The following is a 15,581-nucleotide window of genomic DNA, read 5'->3' as shown; positions in this document are numbered from 1 at the left end:
CGGCAGGTTCTTGGTTCGAGTCCAAGTTGGGGAGCCAAACACCAAGGTAAAAGCCGGGTCCGCGTGATGCGAACCCGGCTTTCGTCATTCAGCAGTACACATTCAGTACACCTCAGGCGGTGTCAACCTCCAGCTCGAGCGCGCAGCCGCCTCAAGCACTTCCGCACCCGGGGGTCGCGCCGGGGCGACCAGCAATCTGCTTCGCCAGCTCAGTGCCGACCTCAGGCATCGCGCCGCTACGCGACCGGTCATCGCGACCAAGAACGAGTAGCCCAGCTCGCGGTCTCGACAAGGTCGATAGGCCTCAGATACACGGAGAGGATCAAATCGGACACTAAGTTAGATCTGGCGACCTAATATCACATCTATGCGCGGCCACATATCGCTCGTTGACCAGATGCACATCCTCTGGGGGGACTGCGACGGCGGAGGCGGCGGCCATCATGCGGAAGCAGACGTTAGTGGGAAGGCAAGGTTCCCAAGCGATTGGGACTGCGAGCGGATCCTGAGCACAATCAGCGAGATCGCTAGGAATCCAGAACATTGTGAGGAGCGCGTTGGCGGCCGCGGCGAGGTTTGCACCAGCACCCGAGACGGTGTCACGATCAGTGTGGTGACGAACACCGATGGAAGCGTTAGGACCGCCTATCCTGTCCCAGGCCCGCGTGTAGTGACAAGGTGAACATCAATGGATGAGAAGCAGTTCAAGCTGAAGGCCCGCCGGACCCTGGCGCAACTGCAGCGCTACGTACCCGAACTGGTCCAATACCTGCATGAACTAGAGGCATACTCAAGCTTCGAGGCACCGCGCTTCACCGCTTCACATAAAGAGATGGAATGGGTCCTGACCCACGTCGCTCGAGAGCTGCAGGGAAGAAACGTTGGCTTTCCACAGAACCTTCGTAGAGCGCTAAGAGAACTTCTCGAAGATCTGGGAGAGGATGCGGCCTGGCTCGAAGATCTCCCCGAAGGCGAGCCTGGCACAATCAGCGCGAGAACCCTCGAGATAGCAAGGTCAACAAGTGCGGTCGTTGAGCACTTCTCTGCGAGGCTTGATCCGACCTGGCGCGAAATCCTTACGGAAGCAAGCAATGCCGGGTCGTGGAGATTCGCGGCAACTGAGCTGGTGGCAGTGCTCGCGCTCAGGAAGATTTCCGTTACCTCCAGCGAGCGTGACGATTTGCGCAAACTTCTTGTTGTGCTAGGTGAGCCAACCGAAAACATTGACCGTCTCGTGGTTGCTACGTCTTGATCTTTGCTCTGCGCCACAGGGGCCAGCCCTAGACACAGGGCAAGAGCCGGGTCAGCCCGATGCGAACCCGGCTCCTGCGTTTTTGCGTTTAGGCTGTGTCCTCCTCCAGGCCAAGCGCAGCGGCCCGCTTCGCGCTCATTGCGTCGGCGACCTCATCGAGGCGGTCAGGGAACAGGTGCCCGTACACGTCGAGGGTCATGGTTGCGCTGGAGTGGCCCAGCATCTGCTGCACGACTTTGATGTCCGCCCCGGCCGCGATGGCGAGCGACGCGGCACTGTGCCGCAGCTTGTGAATGGTCATCGCACCCGAGAGCCCCGCCTCGGCGACAGCCCGGTCGAACACCCGCGTGCGGAAGTTGGCCGCGCGCAGCACGCCTCCGTTCGGTGAGGTGAACACCAGCCGGTCAGCCTCAGTGCCGGCCGGTGGCAGGAACGGCGCCAGCTCGGCAACCAGGAACTCGGGAACGGGGACCGTGCGGGGCTCATGACTCTTCGGCGTCGACAGGTACAGCTTGCCGCCCTTGGATTCGCTATACGCCTCCACAACGTGGATGCGCCGCCGGTCGAGGTCGACGCGACCGGCCCGCAGCGCGCTCACCTCGCCCCACCTCAGGCCTGTATAGGCCAGCAGCATCAACAGGGCGCGGTACTCAGGCGCCTTGGCGCGCGAGGCGGACAGCCGGAAATCGAGTCGCGTCACCGCCTCGGCGAGCTGCGCAACTTCGGCATGGCTCAGATAGATGTGGGTCGAGGGCGGGCGCCGGGGCAGCGGAACACCTGCGGCCGGGTTGGCAGCAAGGCGCTTCGACATGACGGCCCAGTCCAGAATCATGCTCATGACGCGGTGGATGGTTCGCAGGTGAGACGCCCCGACCTTGCCAGTCTTGGCGCGGGGCCGTTTCCCTTCGTTGTCCTCGTCGGGCTGATCGGCGTCGGGGTCGTGGATCTCGTTCAGCCAGTCGGTGATCCGCTCGTAGGTCACCGCGTCGAGAGCGGTCGCGCCCCATGTGGGCAGGAGGTGCCGTTCCAAGGCGTTCGCGTACGACTTCCGCGAGGATTCCTTGATGTCGCGGCGGTTGTCGAACCACTTGGCGGCGGCTTCGCCGAAGCGCATCCGCCCGGCCTTGGGGTCGCGGTAGGTGCCCTCGTCGAGGCGCGCTTCGAGCTTGACTTGCTCGGCTTCGGCCTGGGACTTCTTCTTGAACGTCAGGGCCTTGGCCTTGCCGTCAGGGTCGTACCAGCGGAGGCGCCAACGACCGGGCGGGACGCGTCCCGCCGCCTTCGCTGCGGTGACTTGTTCGCGGTAGGCAGCGTGCTTGTTGCGATCTTCAATCCAGGTGCGTGCCATGGGATTCCCTTCGATGGTGGCGCGGCGAGGGACGCTGGTCCCTCGCCGCGCCGGGCTAGCTGTCGGCGGTGACGGTCATGGCTTCGATGAAGCGGTGAATCTCGCTGTGGCGGTATCGGCAGCGGCGGGCGCCGAGCTTGACCCATGAGGGGCCCTTGCCCTGGGAACGCCAGTTCGCGAGCGTCTGGGTGGCGACCTTGAGGATGTCGGCGGTCTCCTCGGGCGTCAGCAGGAAGTCGTCCGTCGTGGATTCCTTGCCCGAGGTACCGGTGTTTGCGTGTGCCATGATGGGCTCGCTTTCTATTGATCGGGCCTCGGCGGGTTTGCGACTCGCGCCGGGGCCTGTTTCGTTCTCTGCCTGAACCCTTCTGAACCCTTTCGGAAATCCGGGTTGACCTGCGTCTATGCCGTCGAAGGGTTCAAAGGGTTCAAAGTTTCAAAGGGGTCAGAACATCGACTCGGCTTCGCGACCGCTGTCGATGGCGAGCCACTTTCCGCGGCCAATCGGTTTGAACCAGCCCTGCTTCTCGCCGCGTCGCAGTGTGGTCTTGACCGACTCCGGATTGAGTCCCGTGCCGGCGACGATGGCGGTCGGGCCGGACTCGGGGTTGTCGAGCAGCCAGTCGTGGACCGTGGAGTGGTTGTCCGTCTGGGTGAGCTTGCGCGGGTCCCCGTCGAGCAGCCGCCAGGCGCCGCGTGCGGGGTCGAAGGAGAAGGCGTGTTCGACCTCTTCGACGTCGCGGCCGGTGATGTGCAGCAGCCCGTCGGCCTTGCCGCGACCCCTCTTGAGCACGAGCGTGGCGTCGGCCGCGCCCGCGATGCCGTTCGTGCCCGAAACCTCGGAGAGGAAGTCGTCCGATCCGGCCTTGCGGACGTGGTGGACGACGAGGAAGGCGACGGCGTGCTTGTCGGCCAGGCGCTTGATCGCGCCGATCGCGGCGTAGTCGGCGTCGTAGGCGTTGGAGCCGTGCGCGGCGGCGGGCCGGATCTTGGCGAACACGTCGACCACGACCAGGCGCGCCGTCGGGTGCGCGGTGAGCCAGCCGTCGATCATCTCCGCGCCGCCGTTGTCCAGACGCGGGCACTCGGTCACGATCGTCAACTGCTCGGGGGCGCGGTTCCCGGCGAGCAGGGTCCGCATCCGCGACTGAAGGCGCCGCGCGGTGTCTTCGAGTGCGAGGTAGAGGACGGGCCCGGCGTTGACCGGGATCGACCCGAACGCGACGCCGCCGGCGGCGATGTCGAGGCCGAGTCCGAGGCTCGCCCAGGACTTGCCGACCTTGGGCGGGCCGCAGAACAGGTTGACGCCCTCGCAGATCATGCCGGGCACGGCCCACTTCGGTTCGGGGAAATGGGCGTCCATGAGGTCCGTTGCGGACCAGGCGACGCGCCGCTTGGGCGGTGCGAATACGCCGAGGTCGGTGTCCTCGGGTGGTGGTGGCGTGTGGTCGTCGTGGTCGAACATGCTGTGTGCCTCCGGGTTCGGTAGCGGCTAGTCGAGGTCGAGGGTTCGCGGGTTGCGGGCACCGGCGGTGAGGCCGGAAGCGATGGTGCGGGCAGTTTCGAGGTCTTCCAGGCCCGCGGTGCGGGCGGCGGCCGTGAGTGGTTCGGTCGCTTCGGCAACAGTGAGGTAGCCCGACGCGGCGAGCTGCCCGAGAGCAACGGCGGCGCAGTAGAGGCGGTGGTTCCGCCCGCCCTCGGTGGCCGAGGCAACGGCGGTCGTCTCTCGGTCGATCGCGGCGGCCAGGTACGCCGCGAGACGGCCCGTGCGCCGCTCCGAGCGCGCCAGCCGAGCCGCAGCAGGCACCGCAGCGCCGGGTGCGTGTGGGGGCCGTTGGGCGGGCGCAAGGCGGGCTGCGAGCCAGGCCGGGAGCGGCAAGGCGGCGCCCTTGTGGATCACGGTGTAGGCGCCGGCGTCGGTGCGCGAGCCGGGCGCGACGACGTAGCCGCCGTGGGCGCGGGTGTCGACCAGGTAGGCGAGCGTCGAGGCCGTGTTGCGCAGTGGCGCAACGCCCTCGGGGTGGGTGAAGTACAGGTGCCAGCCGCCCGAAGGGGTAGCGACGGTGAAGGTCTCCCCCAGGCCGCTCGCGCCTTCCGCCTCAGCGGCGAGAGTGTCATAGCCGACCGCGCCGGTGTAGATCGACCCGTCGCCGTTGAACCGCTCCTGCCCGCCCTTGGGCCGGTCGAGGTCGACCACCACCAGGCCAGCAGGGCCGGTCGCGAGACCGATGTTCCAATCCCCGCGGCTCCAGCAGGCGCGGATGCGGTCGGGGTCAGTGGTGGCGCGGGTTTCCCAGTCCTTGATGGCGGGTCGCTTGCCGCCCTTGAGGAGCGGGAAGACCGGCCAGCCGCGACGCGCGCAGGCCACGGCCGATGCGATCAAGCTGCGGTCCATGTCAGTTCCCTTCCGGCCGTCGCGGCCTGGTAGTCGGTGAGGAGGTCTGCGAGGGCGGCGGCGCCCTGGTGAGGTACGACGCCGTTGCCGAGGGCGCGGAGTTGGGCGGTGCGGGGCAGGTCAAGGCCGGTCACGAACCCTGCGGGCAGGCCCATGAGCCATTCCACGAATCGAGCGGCCAGGCGGGGGCCGTTCCTGCCCTGCTCGGTCGGGAAGGGTGTGGGGCGGCCCATCACGTGCTCCCATTGGGCGATGGCGGGGGCGTAGGGTCCCCAGTCCAGAACACGTCCAGGAGCGTCGAGGACCGCGTGTTCGTCGTCGGCTTCGGGGCGCTGCGGTTGGCGGTCGCGTTCCGCGAGTGCGCTTGCGTGGTGGGCGTGGGCAGCAGGACGACTTGCGTCTCCAGCCGGGTGCGGTTGCGGCGGTTGGACAGGTCGCCGGGGCTGCAGCTCGAGCTGGTCATCGGCGTGCCAAGCAAGGCAGAACCATCGCTCTCGGCGGTGGGGCGCGCCGATGTCGGACGCGTGAAGGCATGTCCAGCTCGCGTCGTACCCGAGCGCGGCCAGGGAATCGAGGACGGCGCCCAGGTTTCGACCAGTGATGGCTGCGACGTTCTCCAGGAACACGAGTCGGGGTCGAAGTACGCGAACGGCGTCTGCGACTGCGGGCCAGATCCATCGGGCATCGGCTTGTCCTTTCCGTTTGCCGGCGTTCGAGACGGGTTGGCAGGGAAACCCTGCGGTGAGGATGTCGACGGGCTCGACTGCGGCCCAGTCGGTGCGGGTGATGTCGCCGTGGTTGGGGACGGCGGGCCAGTGGTGGGCGAGGATGCGGGCGGCGTACTGGCGCGGGTCGTCGGGGTCGAACTGGCAGTGCCACACGGTCTCGGCGTCGAGCACGGCCGAGACGGCCATGTCCAGGCCGCCGTAGCCCGAGCACAGCGACCCGATTCGAAGCGGGGTAGGTGCGTTCATCGGTGGCTCCTTTCGGTCGGGCCCGGCCCCGATCGGGGCCGGGCCGGGTGGGTTAGTACTCGTCGGCGAGGCCTGCGGCGCGCAGGCAGTCGTAGCAGTCGCCGTCGACGCAGCACTCGTAGTCGTCGCCGCAGACGCAGGCGTAGGGCCCGCCGCGGCCGTACTCGCCGCCGCAGTCGTGGCAGTAGGCGCAGGGGCTCTTGCCGCACTCGCGGCAGGGCTCGGGTGTCGTCTCGTCGTGCTCGGGCATCGCTGGTGCTCCTTGCGTGCGTGTGTTGGCGGGTGCGGTTGCGGCTCACCCGGGTCACCTGCCCCCTATGGGGGGTCGGTTTACGGCTCACCGTGAGCCGCAAACCGGATTCCCAGGCATGAATCGGGCACGCTTGGACCGCAGCGTGAGCCGCAACCCAGGGCCTTGAGCCGAAAACTGGGCCGATAAATCGGACTATCGGGTATTAATCTCTTCGCTTGAGCCCAAAGGATCGGCTGGTGAGCCGCTGCTACTCGCGCAGGTTGGCGAGGGTCTGCGACAGGTGGAAGGTCGCCGCGGCTTGGGCGATCGCCGCCCAGGCGGTCGACTCGGTCTCCTCCCCTAGCTCGGCGTGGTCCTTGGCGCGGCCGAGCGCGACGGTCACGAGCTCGTCGAGGGTGTAGCCCTCCAGCGGGTTGTGGCCGATCTGGTAGCGGTCGCCGGGCTTCTTCTTCACGGTGGTGTCCCTTCGGTTGTGGTGCGGTTCAGGCCGAGACGAGCTGGTCGTCGGCCAGGTAGTAGCGGGTGGCGCGGCCCGAGCCCTCACGGCGAACCCGGGGGCTCTGGCCGGTCTGGAGGGCACCCAGGACGCGCTTGGCGGTCGAGGTGGACAGGGAGGCGCTGCGCTCGATGTCGGCGCGCGACAGGCCCTTCGCGGCGGCCTGGACGAGCGCGGCCAGGACGGCGGCCTGGCGCTCGTCGTCACCGTCGACCGGGTCGGCGCCGGTGATGATCCCGGCCCCGGCCGGCATCTGGTCGTCCTCGATCGCGTCGGCCAGCAGAGCGGCGGCGTCCATGCCGCGCTCGTCGGTCGCAAGCGGCGCAGCGGGCGCGAGAGCGGCCGGGCGCTGTCCGGCGACGGCGACGGCCGTCTCGGCGGTGTCGGTGCCGCAGAGGGCATTGCCCCAGCCGAGCGTGCCAACTTCGACGTGGTGGAGGCTCGGGCGGTGGCCGATGTAGTCGGCGACCGCGCGGTTCCATTCGGCCTCGTCGGCGATCTGGGAGTCCATGTCGTAGGACATGGTCTTGATCGGGTCACCGCCGTCGAGGTCACCGAGGAGGTTCATGCCGACCTTCGGCAGGCCCGCCTCCAGGTAGTTGACGTCAAGGCCCTGCCAGATGTCGCCGCCGTCGGCGAGCTTCTTGAGCTGGTGGACGACGTAGGTGCCCATCTGGGAGGTGAAGTCGGGGCGGATCATCTGGAGCTTGGCGGTCTGCGACATCGGCACGAGCACGATGCCGGCCTGGCGCACGAACTGGCCGAGTCCGATGAGCAGGTCCCAGATCCGCTCGGCCTGGTCGGCGTTCTTCGCGCCGATCGCCAGCATGGTGTTGGCGAGCTCGTCGAGGAAGTAGACGACGGCCGGGGAGGTCGGCGAGGGCACCCAGTTGCGGGCCCGCTTGCCCTCGGCGGTGTGGACTTCGCCGCGCGCCAAGCGCGCACACCGGTCCGAGGCGAGGTTGTACAGCCCGACCAGGTCGGCCTCCAGCTCGTCGGCGGTCCGCGCGATCCGGTGGAGCACAGGGGCGAACGGGAGCCCGAGGTTTCCGGCCTTGGGGATGTCGCAGACGCCGACGACGGCGTCCTTGCAGGCGATGAGCGACAGCAGGGCGGCCGTGGCGGTGTTGGTCTTGCCCATGCCGGACTTGCCCAGCAGCATCACGCAGCGGGCGTCCTGGGAGGCGTTGTACAGCTTCATGACCGCTTCGGCGGCCGACCCGAGCACCGACCCGGTCGGCAGGCCGTTGAGGACCGAGCGGGTACCGGGCGCCCAAGCCGCCCCCGCGGTGCGGTTGGCGGCCTTGAGGGCCGGGTGGACCTTCTCGGCGACCTGGTCCGGCGACTTAGCGAGGTGGACGATCTTGACCGACCGCGAGGAGCCCTTCTCGACCCGGCGGACCACGACACGGTCCAGGTTGGTCTTGAGCATGTGTGCCACGTCCTCGGCCTTGATCTGGTCGGGCCGGTCCTCGTCCCCCAGGTAGAGCCGCCACTCACGCGAGCCATCCGGGAGGATGCGGGCCGAGGTGATCCGGGTGCCGGCCGAGATCCCGAGCTTGGCAAGGACGGTCTCCATGCGCCGCTCGGCGCGCTTGACGGCCTTGTGGCCCTGGTAGGCCTGCCCATTCCACCACCACGTGCCCAGGACGAGCCCGGCAACGCCGACGACCATGTACGCCTCGATGTAGGCCCCGGCGAGGATGAGGACGACCGAGGCGGCGGTGGTGAACAGCAGGAAGGCGACGCCGGGGGCGCGTGCGGGCCGCTGGAGGGTGCCGACCCACCCGTCCGCCCAGATGAACAGCACGATGCCGATCGCACTCGTCCAGGCCCACGCCCAGGGGCCGTAGAGCCACGCGAAGAGGCTGGAGCCGCCCGCGAAGGCCATCGCCGCGCCGATACACAGGACCGGCAGGAGCCCCCGCCAGTGGTGCACGGTGAACTCGGTGGCCTTGACCGCGCCGCGCCCGGTCTGCATGACCACGTGGCCGACGTGCTTGGCATTGGTGTTGGAGCCCATGGGAATCGTCCTCTCAAGGGTGGGTGCTGGAGCGGCGATAGGCCGCCGCTCCAGCAGGGCGGTTGCTAGGCGGCGCGGCCCAACGGGATGGTGAGGATGGTGGCGGTGCCGGTGGCCTCTTGGGCCATCTGCGCGCGGTACAGGCTGGTCAGGGACCGGCGGGCGGCCCCGAACGCAGCGGACGTGCCGACAGCGGCGTCGGCGCCCGAGGCGACCTTGACGCGCACGCGCCGGTCGACCGCGAAGGCGCCCAGGCGCTCGGCCAGGGCCGTGGCGGCCTCACCGACCACGGCCCACCCGGCCTGGCTTACCTTGACGACCTCGAGAATCGAGGTCGCTTCCTCGTCGACGCGCGGCTCGAACGCCATGTAGTAGGCCGCGAGCTTGGTCGCGAGCGGGGCGAGGCCGGTGGTCTCTTCACCGCCTGCGAGGGCCGGCAGGGCGTTGACGACACCGACGCTGGATTCCTCCTGCATGATGCGGTCGCCGTAGATGGTCTCGACCAGGCGGCGGGCCTGGCGCATCCGCTCACTGATCGACTCGGCGTCTTCGACGGCCTGGTAGAGGTGATGGACGACGCGCGAGTGCATGCCGCAGGCGAAGACGACATCGGCGAACATGTCGACCCCGCCCGCCAGGCGCCCGAACGCCTGGTGGGCGTCGGTGAGCAGGTTGAGCGTCGAGGTCGCTTCCTTGTCGCGGGCGGGCGTGAAGTACTCCAGCTCGGCGGCGAGGGCAACGAACAGCTTGCCCATGGGTGTCGTGCCGAGCATCTGCTTTCCGGTCTGCATGAGCGGTCCCTTCATGTGAGCGGGTCGGGCGGCGCCGGTGGGGATCAACGTGACGACGTTGCCGCCGTAGCTGACCTGCGCGGGGCCGCCGTTGCCCTTGTCGGCGTTGGTGATGACGGTGACGCTCTCGCGAGCGGCCTTGAGGGTCTTGGTCTTGGTGGTCTTGCCCAGCAGGTGCCGCCCGCCCTTCCAGGCGGCCTTGCCGGTGACTTTCGGGAGGTTCCACACCAGGCCCTTGGTGCCCCAGGCGAGCAGGAACGTCGTCGGGTGGTGCGTGAACCAGTGCTGCAGGCTCTGCTTCTGCTTGCGCGCGACCTTGTAGCCGGTCTCGGACCAGAACCCGGTCCACAGCCCCTTCTTCGGCATGCGCTTCTCCAATCGGTAGCGGCGGGGGCCGGGCGAGCAGCAGGCCCGGCCCCCGCCAGAGGTGGGCTATTCGGTCGCCTCGATCGAGGCGTACTGGTCACGGGCGCACCGGGCGCGCGCCTTGGCGATGCCGATCGTGCGGCGGATGGACTCGGCGCTTTTGGGGTCGATCGGGCGGCCGGTGCCGGGGTCGATGGCGCGGTTGCGGACGGCTTCGGCGAGGTCGGCGAGTACTTCGGCGTCCGACCTGGACTCACCGGCGTCACCCGCGTTGACCTGCGACGGTCCAGGCGCGGTCCAGTCCGAGTCCACCTGGACTCCGGCCTGGGGAGTCACCCGGAACGCCTGCGGCGCTACGTCGGGGATCGGCTCGGCGGAGGCGGCGGTGAGGGCCTGGCGGGTGTGGCCGATCAGGCGCGGCACCAGGTTCGCGGAGATCGCGAGCCCGGCCGGGACGATCGCCCACACGAACGCGGCGGGCGTGAGGCCGTCGACAGCGATGTGCAGGCCGACGTTGAGCACCAGGGCCACGAAGACCAGGCCCCGCTCCAGGCTGCGGTAGGGGTTGGCGTCGCCTTCACCGACCGCGCCGAGGATCTGTGCGATCAAGATCGCCACGACCGGCAGCGTCAGCAGCGGCTCGACCATCCAGTTGATGAGCTGCGTGCCCGGGGAGAGCACGTCGAGGCTCACGCCGACGTTGACCGCGCCGAGCCCGGCGGCCAAGAACGCCGGCAGCGTCGCGATCCACGGCACCCACCGCTCGGCGGCGGCCAGGCGGACGACGCGCGTGGTCGGGTCGAGGGCCCTGTCGCGGCGCTCCAGGGCCGCGGCGGCGCGGTTCTCACGGCGGCGGCGGGCCTCGGCCATGCGCGCCTCGTGCTCGGCCTGGCGGCGGGCGCCCTCGGCCGCGAGCTGCGCCCGCAGCTTCGCCACCCCCGCGCCAAGCTCGCGCTCGACCGAGCGCTGAGAGGCGGCCTGGGCGATGATGTCGCGCGCCTCGGGCTCGGAGATCGCCCCGGCCAGGGCCTGGATGTCGGCCGCTGAGACGGCCGCAGCGCGGCGCATCGCCGCCTTCGCCGCTTCAGGGTTGGGCCGGGCGAGTTCGCCGGTGTTGCGGCCCTTGGCATCCACCACCGAGGGCCACAGGTACGAGTCGGCCTCGGGGTCCACATCGGCCTCGGACTCGTCCGCGTTGGCGGGCGCCGGGACGGCCGCAGGGGCCGGGCCAGCGACAGGAGTGCGGTTCGGCTCGATGCCGGATGCGGCCAAGACCGCGGCCTCGATCGCCGCCCACTCGTTCCCGGGCTCGTCCGGCCCGATCAGGTTGGTGCTCATGACAGGTCTCCGTTCTCGCCCACGAGGTAGGCGGCAAGGGGTTCGATCTCCTCGGCGATGCCCAGGCGCATGGCGACGGTGTCCATGCGGAAGACGGCGCGCTCGTGCGCGCCGCGGGCGGACTCGGCAAGGGCGATCCCGGTTTCCTCGATCAGTTCGAGGAGCTGGTCATCGGTCAAGGCGGCGTAGGCCGGGAAGCGAGCGGCAATGGTCTGCATCAGGCCGCCTCCGTCCACGCCTCGGCCCGCTCGGCGGCGGGGGCGTCGTGGCACTCGGCGCATTCGCCGAAGCGGCGCGGGATGTAGTAGCCGAACTCGCGCCCGCACGTGGGGCAGATGCACTGCGCCACATGGGCTTTCAGGAGCGCGGCCAACTGCGCGTCCGTCGCCGGGCGCTTCGGGCGGGCGAGGTCGGTGCGGTAGAGGTAGGCGCAGCGGATGCGGGAGCCGCGCCGCCACAGGATCTGCGCCGCGATCGGCTGGCGACCCGGTGTTTTGCCCTCGGCCGCGAGCTGGCGGCGCGTGGCAAGGCCCTTGGGGGCGTGGCGGAAGTTGAACGTCGGCAACCCGCCGTGTCGCTCGCCCTCCGGGTCATCGAACTCGACTCGATACACCGGCCGCACCTCCCTTCGATCTGATCTGGCTTGGCTCATCAGCGGGCCGAGAGCCACCCGGCACCGGACGCAGGCGACGCCTGCGTTTCGCCTCAACTGCGGAGCTTCGCCCACAGGCCGGCCGACTGCTCGGCCTCGATCACGGCCGCATTGAGCCGCAGGAACTCGTCGTCTTCCGCACCGCCCTCGGGCGTGTAGGCGTTCAGGCGGTCACGCGCCTCCGTGTACCGGCGGTCCGCCTCGCGACGCTGCTCGCGGCTCATGTGCTTGCGTCCGTTGCTCATCCGCGTCTCCCTCGATTCGTTCGGCTTGGCTCATCAGCGCCGGGGAAGCCATCCACCGGCGGACCACGGCCCGAAGGCCGGGTTTCGCCTAGACGCTCGCGGGCGCTTCGGTCGCCTCCAGCTCGTGGAAGGACAGGACGATGCAGTCCCAGCCGGGGTTCTGCTCCTTGAGCAGGGTGGTGAGGCCGTTGAACGCCTCAGCGGTCATCGGGCTGTTCTGGGAAAGGGTCAGGGAGGAGAACCCGAACCCACCACCGTTCTGGCTAACGCGGGCGTAGGAGACGAAGAAGTTGCGCTGCATGGGCTTCCTGCTTTCGGTTCGGCTTGGCTCATCAGCGGGGAGGGAGCCGCCCTCACCCGGACCGGACCCGCCTGTAGACAGACCCGGTTTCGCCGTCATTCGCTGGGCTCGTATCGGTTCAGCCACGCATCGATCTCCCCGACTTGCTCTTCGGTCATCTGTCCAGTCATGACCAAGTGGTTGAACAGCCCCGCGGCCGAAGCGATCGCGGTTTCGAGTCGTTCGACCTGCGCGACAAGACGCTCGATCTCCTCGCCGTCGGAAGCGGCCTGCGCGTCAATCTCTTCGAGGTCTTCCGAGGACATCCAGATCCCGTCTGACATCACGTCTCCTGTCAATTCGGCTTGGCTCATCAGCGGGGAGGGAGCCACCCTCACCCGGACCACAGGCCCTGAGGCCTGGGTTTCGCCTCAAGCGGCCTGCGGGACCAACCCCGCGGCGAAGACCTCACGGCGGGAGGCCTGGCGGCGGGCGCGAGTGAGGGCGGCGAGCGTGACGACACGGGCCGGGCTGAACGAGCGAGCTCCGGAGACCTGCCCGAGGAGACGCGGGTCCAGCGGAGAGCCCAGGGCGTCGACCACGGTCACCGTGCGGGAGAGCAGGTATCGGGCGTGGCACAGACCGACCTGGCGGCGCTGCATGAGCGCGAGCTTCGCGGCCTGCCACTCGGCCACGGTCAGCTCGACCGCCTTGCCGGCCACCGCGCGCTCGACCGCGACCTCATCGATCAACTCCGGGTCGGCCTCGCACACCTCCGGAAGCCCCGCCTCGGCAGCGGCTTCCTTGTCAGCGATCAGCGCCGTCTCCCAGCACTCCGGGCAAGCCACGTCCTCCCAGGACGGCGTGTGGTCGTGCAGCGAGCGGCAGAGTCGCGCCGCCGCCGACGCCACCGGGTGAGAACCATTGCGGATCATCTGAGCCTCCTGAACTGCGGTAACGGCAGCCCTTCGACGCTTGTCGACTTGGCGAGCCAGGTTGGATATCTATGAAGATACACAGCTTGACTAGTCATGTCAACAGGACGTTCAAGATTTTTCCGGCCTGGCTAGCCAACTGCTAGCCTGGATGCATGGACGACTACACCGACGAGTACGACTTCCTGGGAAAACTCGACCCGGATAGCTCGGACGCCGACTACATCCAGATCGCCAAGCGGCTCAAGGCGGCGATCCTGACGGGGAAGTTCTCACCCGGCGAAACCCTGCCTGCCAACGCAAAGCTCATGAAGCGGTTCGGGGTGGCTCGGGAGACCGTCAAGAAGGCCATCCGCATGCTCGATGAGAGGGAAAGCCTCATCGTCACAGGACAGGGGAAGCTGCCTCGCGTGCGCAGCAAGACCCATCGCACCGTCGAACTCCGCCCCCACGTCGAGGAACTGTTCCGGCAGGACCGAGTGACAATCGACTTTGCAGGATTCTCCGGCGAGACGCTCAGGGGCGTGATCTCGGAACCGCTCGATCGCATCCGACTCGGGGAGCTGACCCCGCAGAGCATCCACCTTCGGATCATGGTGTCCGACATGCGCCTGCCGATGGCACTGCCAATCCCGGTCGATCCCACCGAGGACCCCACCCTCGCTTCAAACCGGATGGCTCGGATTACCGATCAAGCTCTCGATGGACTCACCAACGATGTCCGTGAGCTGCAAGGGCTCGGCCTCATCAAGTCAGGCGCCGTCGAGGTGCGGATGCACGGCGTTGCCCCGACGTTCAAGCTCTTCATCCTGAATGAGGCGGAAGTCTTCTTCGGCTTCTACCCGATCGTTCAGCACCCGGTTTCCATCAACGGCACGGACATCGACATCTTCGACCCGATGGGCAAGGACGCCCACCTCTTCCACTTCTCGCGCGGCGGAGGCGAGTCCGAGCAGGGCACTCTCTTCGTTGAAGCTGCGCGCAAGTGGTTCGATTCCGTATGGACCACCGTGGCCTCGGGGCGGGAGGGATCGTGATCCGATCTGGTCAAAGCCGAGAGCTTGCCGCGAAGGAGCTCCTGCTTCTCGACTTCGACGGGCCGGTGTGCAGTGTGTTCGCTGGATACCCGGCACCTGACATCGCTCAAGAGCTGGTGGCCTTCACAGAGGGGTTCGCACCCGACCTTGCGAAGCAGCTCGGCGGCGAGACCGACCCCATGCAGGTCCTGAGTACCGCCGCGATGACGCTGCCAAGGCAGCGCGTCATCGAGCTCGACGAGCGACTTCGCCGGGCAGAGGTGCTGGCCGTAGAAACTGCGACGCTGACCTCAGGAGCATCCGAGTTGATCAATGCCGCGTACGGGCGGGGGCTCTCTGTGGGCATCGTGAGCAACAACTCCGAGCCATCGATCACCAAGTACCTCAAGCGCAATGGGCTCGACTCGATGGTGGCGAGAGTGCTGGGACGGCCCTTCGCTCATCCGGAGTCCATGAAGCCCAAGCCGTTCCTGCTTGAGCAAGCTCTCGCCAGCTTCAAGACCACGGCAGCTAAGGCGTGCTTCGTTGGAGACTCGGTGACCGACATCGAGGCCGGCAAAGCGGCGGCAATCATGACGATCGGTCTTGCGAACAAAGCCGGGAAGCGGCAGCGGCTTGCCGCAGTGGGGGCCGAAATTCTCGTTGACGAGCTCTGGGAGCTTCCTTGGCTCATCGACGCTCAAGAGAGCTGAAACAAGGGGGATATTGCCCCTGACCTGCGGAAACATAACCCGCTGAGAGCCACGTAGAGCGGCTTTCAGCGGGTTTCCCTATGTGGGTATACCCCTCAATTCCGTTGGGGGGAAGAAAAAGGGTTTCAACCCCCTCCCACTTGTAGAACCTCAACAAGAGGGAAGGGGTTCTGTTGTACGCCGAATCTTGAAACTTTGAACCCCTTGAACCCTTTACCGATATAGAACCAGGTCAGGGGTTTGCCACTGAAGGGTTCAAAAGGGTTCAGGCTTCCAGTGCCCGACCGGCAACCCCCTATGTTTCAGCCCCAAGTACCAAGCATCAACCTTGGGGTGAAGTACGGATTCAGTACATACGGACCCGGCAAGTCGCGGTAAATCTGCATAACAAGCGGGTGTCCGCGCAAGGCTCCCGAGACTGCGTAGCCTTTGCTGACAGGAGGCGCTACCCCTGGTCATAGCCGGATTCCCGGTCTCCTTGACATGCCGAGATTCGGAAACGGC

The 15,581-nt window shown here is 67.8% G+C and carries 20 protein-coding genes and 1 other RNA gene; 4 read left to right on the top strand and 17 right to left on the bottom strand.

Annotated features, from left to right (window positions below):
• Positions 1-367: 367 nt before the first annotated feature.
• On the top strand, positions 368-682 hold the full coding sequence (locus EIW28_RS25740) for an EndoU domain-containing protein (protein ID WP_125250242.1): 315 nt from the start codon (positions 368-370) through the stop codon (positions 680-682).
• Positions 683-688: 6 nt separating this feature from the next.
• Positions 689-1,252 carry a hypothetical protein gene (locus EIW28_RS23935; protein WP_125250241.1) on the top strand — a complete coding sequence of 188 codons (564 nt, stop codon included), beginning with the start codon at positions 689-691 and terminating at the stop codon, positions 1,250-1,252.
• Positions 1,253-1,340: 88 nt separating this feature from the next.
• On the opposite strand, the gene EIW28_RS23930 is transcribed toward EIW28_RS23935, so the two are convergent.
• The 17 genes from EIW28_RS23930 to EIW28_RS23850 all read right to left on the bottom strand — a co-directional run bounded on the left by EIW28_RS23930 (position 1,341) and on the right by EIW28_RS23850 (position 13,348).
• Positions 1,341-2,600, bottom strand: a complete 1,260-nt coding sequence (locus EIW28_RS23930; RefSeq protein ID WP_125250240.1) for a tyrosine-type recombinase/integrase — start codon at positions 2,598-2,600, stop codon at positions 1,341-1,343.
• Between the two features lie 55 nt (positions 2,601-2,655).
• The gene (locus EIW28_RS23925) at positions 2,656-2,886 is read right to left on the bottom strand and encodes a helix-turn-helix transcriptional regulator (protein WP_125250239.1); all 231 of its coding nucleotides are present in this window, start codon (positions 2,884-2,886) and stop codon (positions 2,656-2,658) included.
• A gap of 159 nt (positions 2,887-3,045) precedes the next feature.
• The gene (locus EIW28_RS23920; protein WP_125250238.1) at positions 3,046-4,065 is read right to left on the bottom strand and encodes an AAA family ATPase; all 1,020 of its coding nucleotides are present in this window, start codon (positions 4,063-4,065) and stop codon (positions 3,046-3,048) included.
• Between the two features lie 27 nt (positions 4,066-4,092).
• A complete protein-coding gene (locus EIW28_RS23915) occupies positions 4,093-4,995 on the bottom strand; it encodes a bifunctional DNA primase/polymerase (protein ID WP_125250237.1) in 903 nt (300 codons plus the stop codon).
• A complete protein-coding gene (locus EIW28_RS23910; protein ID WP_125250236.1) occupies positions 4,980-5,969 on the bottom strand; it encodes a DNA cytosine methyltransferase in 990 nt (329 codons plus the stop codon). Before EIW28_RS23910 ends, EIW28_RS23915 begins: the two co-directional genes overlap by 16 nt.
• A 52-nt stretch (positions 5,970-6,021) precedes the next feature.
• Entirely contained in the window at positions 6,022-6,219 is a 198-nt protein-coding gene (locus EIW28_RS23905; RefSeq protein ID WP_125250235.1) for a hypothetical protein, read from the bottom strand.
• A gap of 250 nt (positions 6,220-6,469) precedes the next feature.
• Complete coding sequence (locus EIW28_RS23900; protein WP_125250234.1) at positions 6,470-6,676, bottom strand: hypothetical protein; 207 nt, start codon at positions 6,674-6,676, stop codon at positions 6,470-6,472.
• A gap of 28 nt (positions 6,677-6,704) precedes the next feature.
• Positions 6,705-8,741, bottom strand: a complete 2,037-nt coding sequence (locus EIW28_RS23895) for a hypothetical protein (protein ID WP_125250233.1) — start codon at positions 8,739-8,741, stop codon at positions 6,705-6,707.
• 65 nt (positions 8,742-8,806) lie between these two features.
• Entirely contained in the window at positions 8,807-9,898 is a 1,092-nt protein-coding gene (locus tag EIW28_RS23890; protein ID WP_125250232.1) for a hypothetical protein, read from the bottom strand.
• A gap of 66 nt (positions 9,899-9,964) precedes the next feature.
• Positions 9,965-11,236, bottom strand: a complete 1,272-nt coding sequence (locus EIW28_RS23885) for a hypothetical protein (RefSeq protein WP_125250231.1) — start codon at positions 11,234-11,236, stop codon at positions 9,965-9,967.
• Entirely contained in the window at positions 11,233-11,454 is a 222-nt protein-coding gene (locus EIW28_RS23880; RefSeq protein ID WP_125250230.1) for a hypothetical protein, read from the bottom strand. Before EIW28_RS23880 ends, EIW28_RS23885 begins: the two co-directional genes overlap by 4 nt.
• Positions 11,454-11,888 carry an RRQRL motif-containing zinc-binding protein gene (locus EIW28_RS23875; RefSeq protein ID WP_125250229.1) on the bottom strand — a complete coding sequence of 145 codons (435 nt, stop codon included), beginning with the start codon at positions 11,886-11,888 and terminating at the stop codon, positions 11,454-11,456. Before EIW28_RS23875 ends, EIW28_RS23880 begins: the two co-directional genes overlap by 1 nt.
• A gap of 53 nt (positions 11,889-11,941) precedes the next feature.
• A complete protein-coding gene (locus tag EIW28_RS23870) occupies positions 11,942-12,133 on the bottom strand; it encodes a hypothetical protein (protein ID WP_125250228.1) in 192 nt (63 codons plus the stop codon).
• An 18-nt stretch (positions 12,134-12,151) separates the two neighbouring features.
• An RNA gene (locus EIW28_RS23865) (hammerhead ribozyme type II) lies at positions 12,152-12,223 on the bottom strand.
• Positions 12,222-12,434 (bottom strand): hypothetical protein, encoded by a 213-nt coding sequence (locus tag EIW28_RS23860; RefSeq protein WP_125250227.1) that lies wholly within the window; start codon positions 12,432-12,434, stop codon positions 12,222-12,224. The genes EIW28_RS23865 and EIW28_RS23860 overlap by 2 nt, the downstream gene beginning before the upstream one ends.
• A gap of 95 nt (positions 12,435-12,529) precedes the next feature.
• Positions 12,530-12,757, bottom strand: coding sequence for a hypothetical protein (locus tag EIW28_RS23855; RefSeq protein WP_125250226.1), 228 nt, complete (start codon positions 12,755-12,757; stop codon positions 12,530-12,532).
• A gap of 87 nt (positions 12,758-12,844) precedes the next feature.
• A complete protein-coding gene (locus EIW28_RS23850; protein ID WP_125250225.1) occupies positions 12,845-13,348 on the bottom strand; it encodes a hypothetical protein in 504 nt (167 codons plus the stop codon).
• A 155-nt stretch (positions 13,349-13,503) separates the two neighbouring features.
• On the opposite strand from EIW28_RS23850, the gene EIW28_RS23845 reads away from it, so the two are divergent.
• Complete coding sequence (locus EIW28_RS23845; RefSeq protein ID WP_125250224.1) at positions 13,504-14,385, top strand: winged helix-turn-helix domain-containing protein; 882 nt, start codon at positions 13,504-13,506, stop codon at positions 14,383-14,385.
• Positions 14,382-15,077, top strand: a complete 696-nt coding sequence (locus EIW28_RS23840) for an HAD family hydrolase (protein WP_158630523.1) — start codon at positions 14,382-14,384, stop codon at positions 15,075-15,077. The genes EIW28_RS23845 and EIW28_RS23840 overlap by 4 nt, the downstream gene beginning before the upstream one ends.
• Positions 15,078-15,581: the final 504 nt, after the last annotated feature.

The organism is Glycomyces terrestris (genome assembly GCF_003933745.1).
In the GTDB taxonomy this organism is placed as follows: Bacteria; Actinomycetota; Actinomycetes; order Mycobacteriales; family Micromonosporaceae; genus Glycomyces; species Glycomyces terrestris.
The sequence above is the reverse complement of the archived record's forward strand: the minus strand, read 5'-3'. Positions and strand labels throughout refer to the sequence as shown.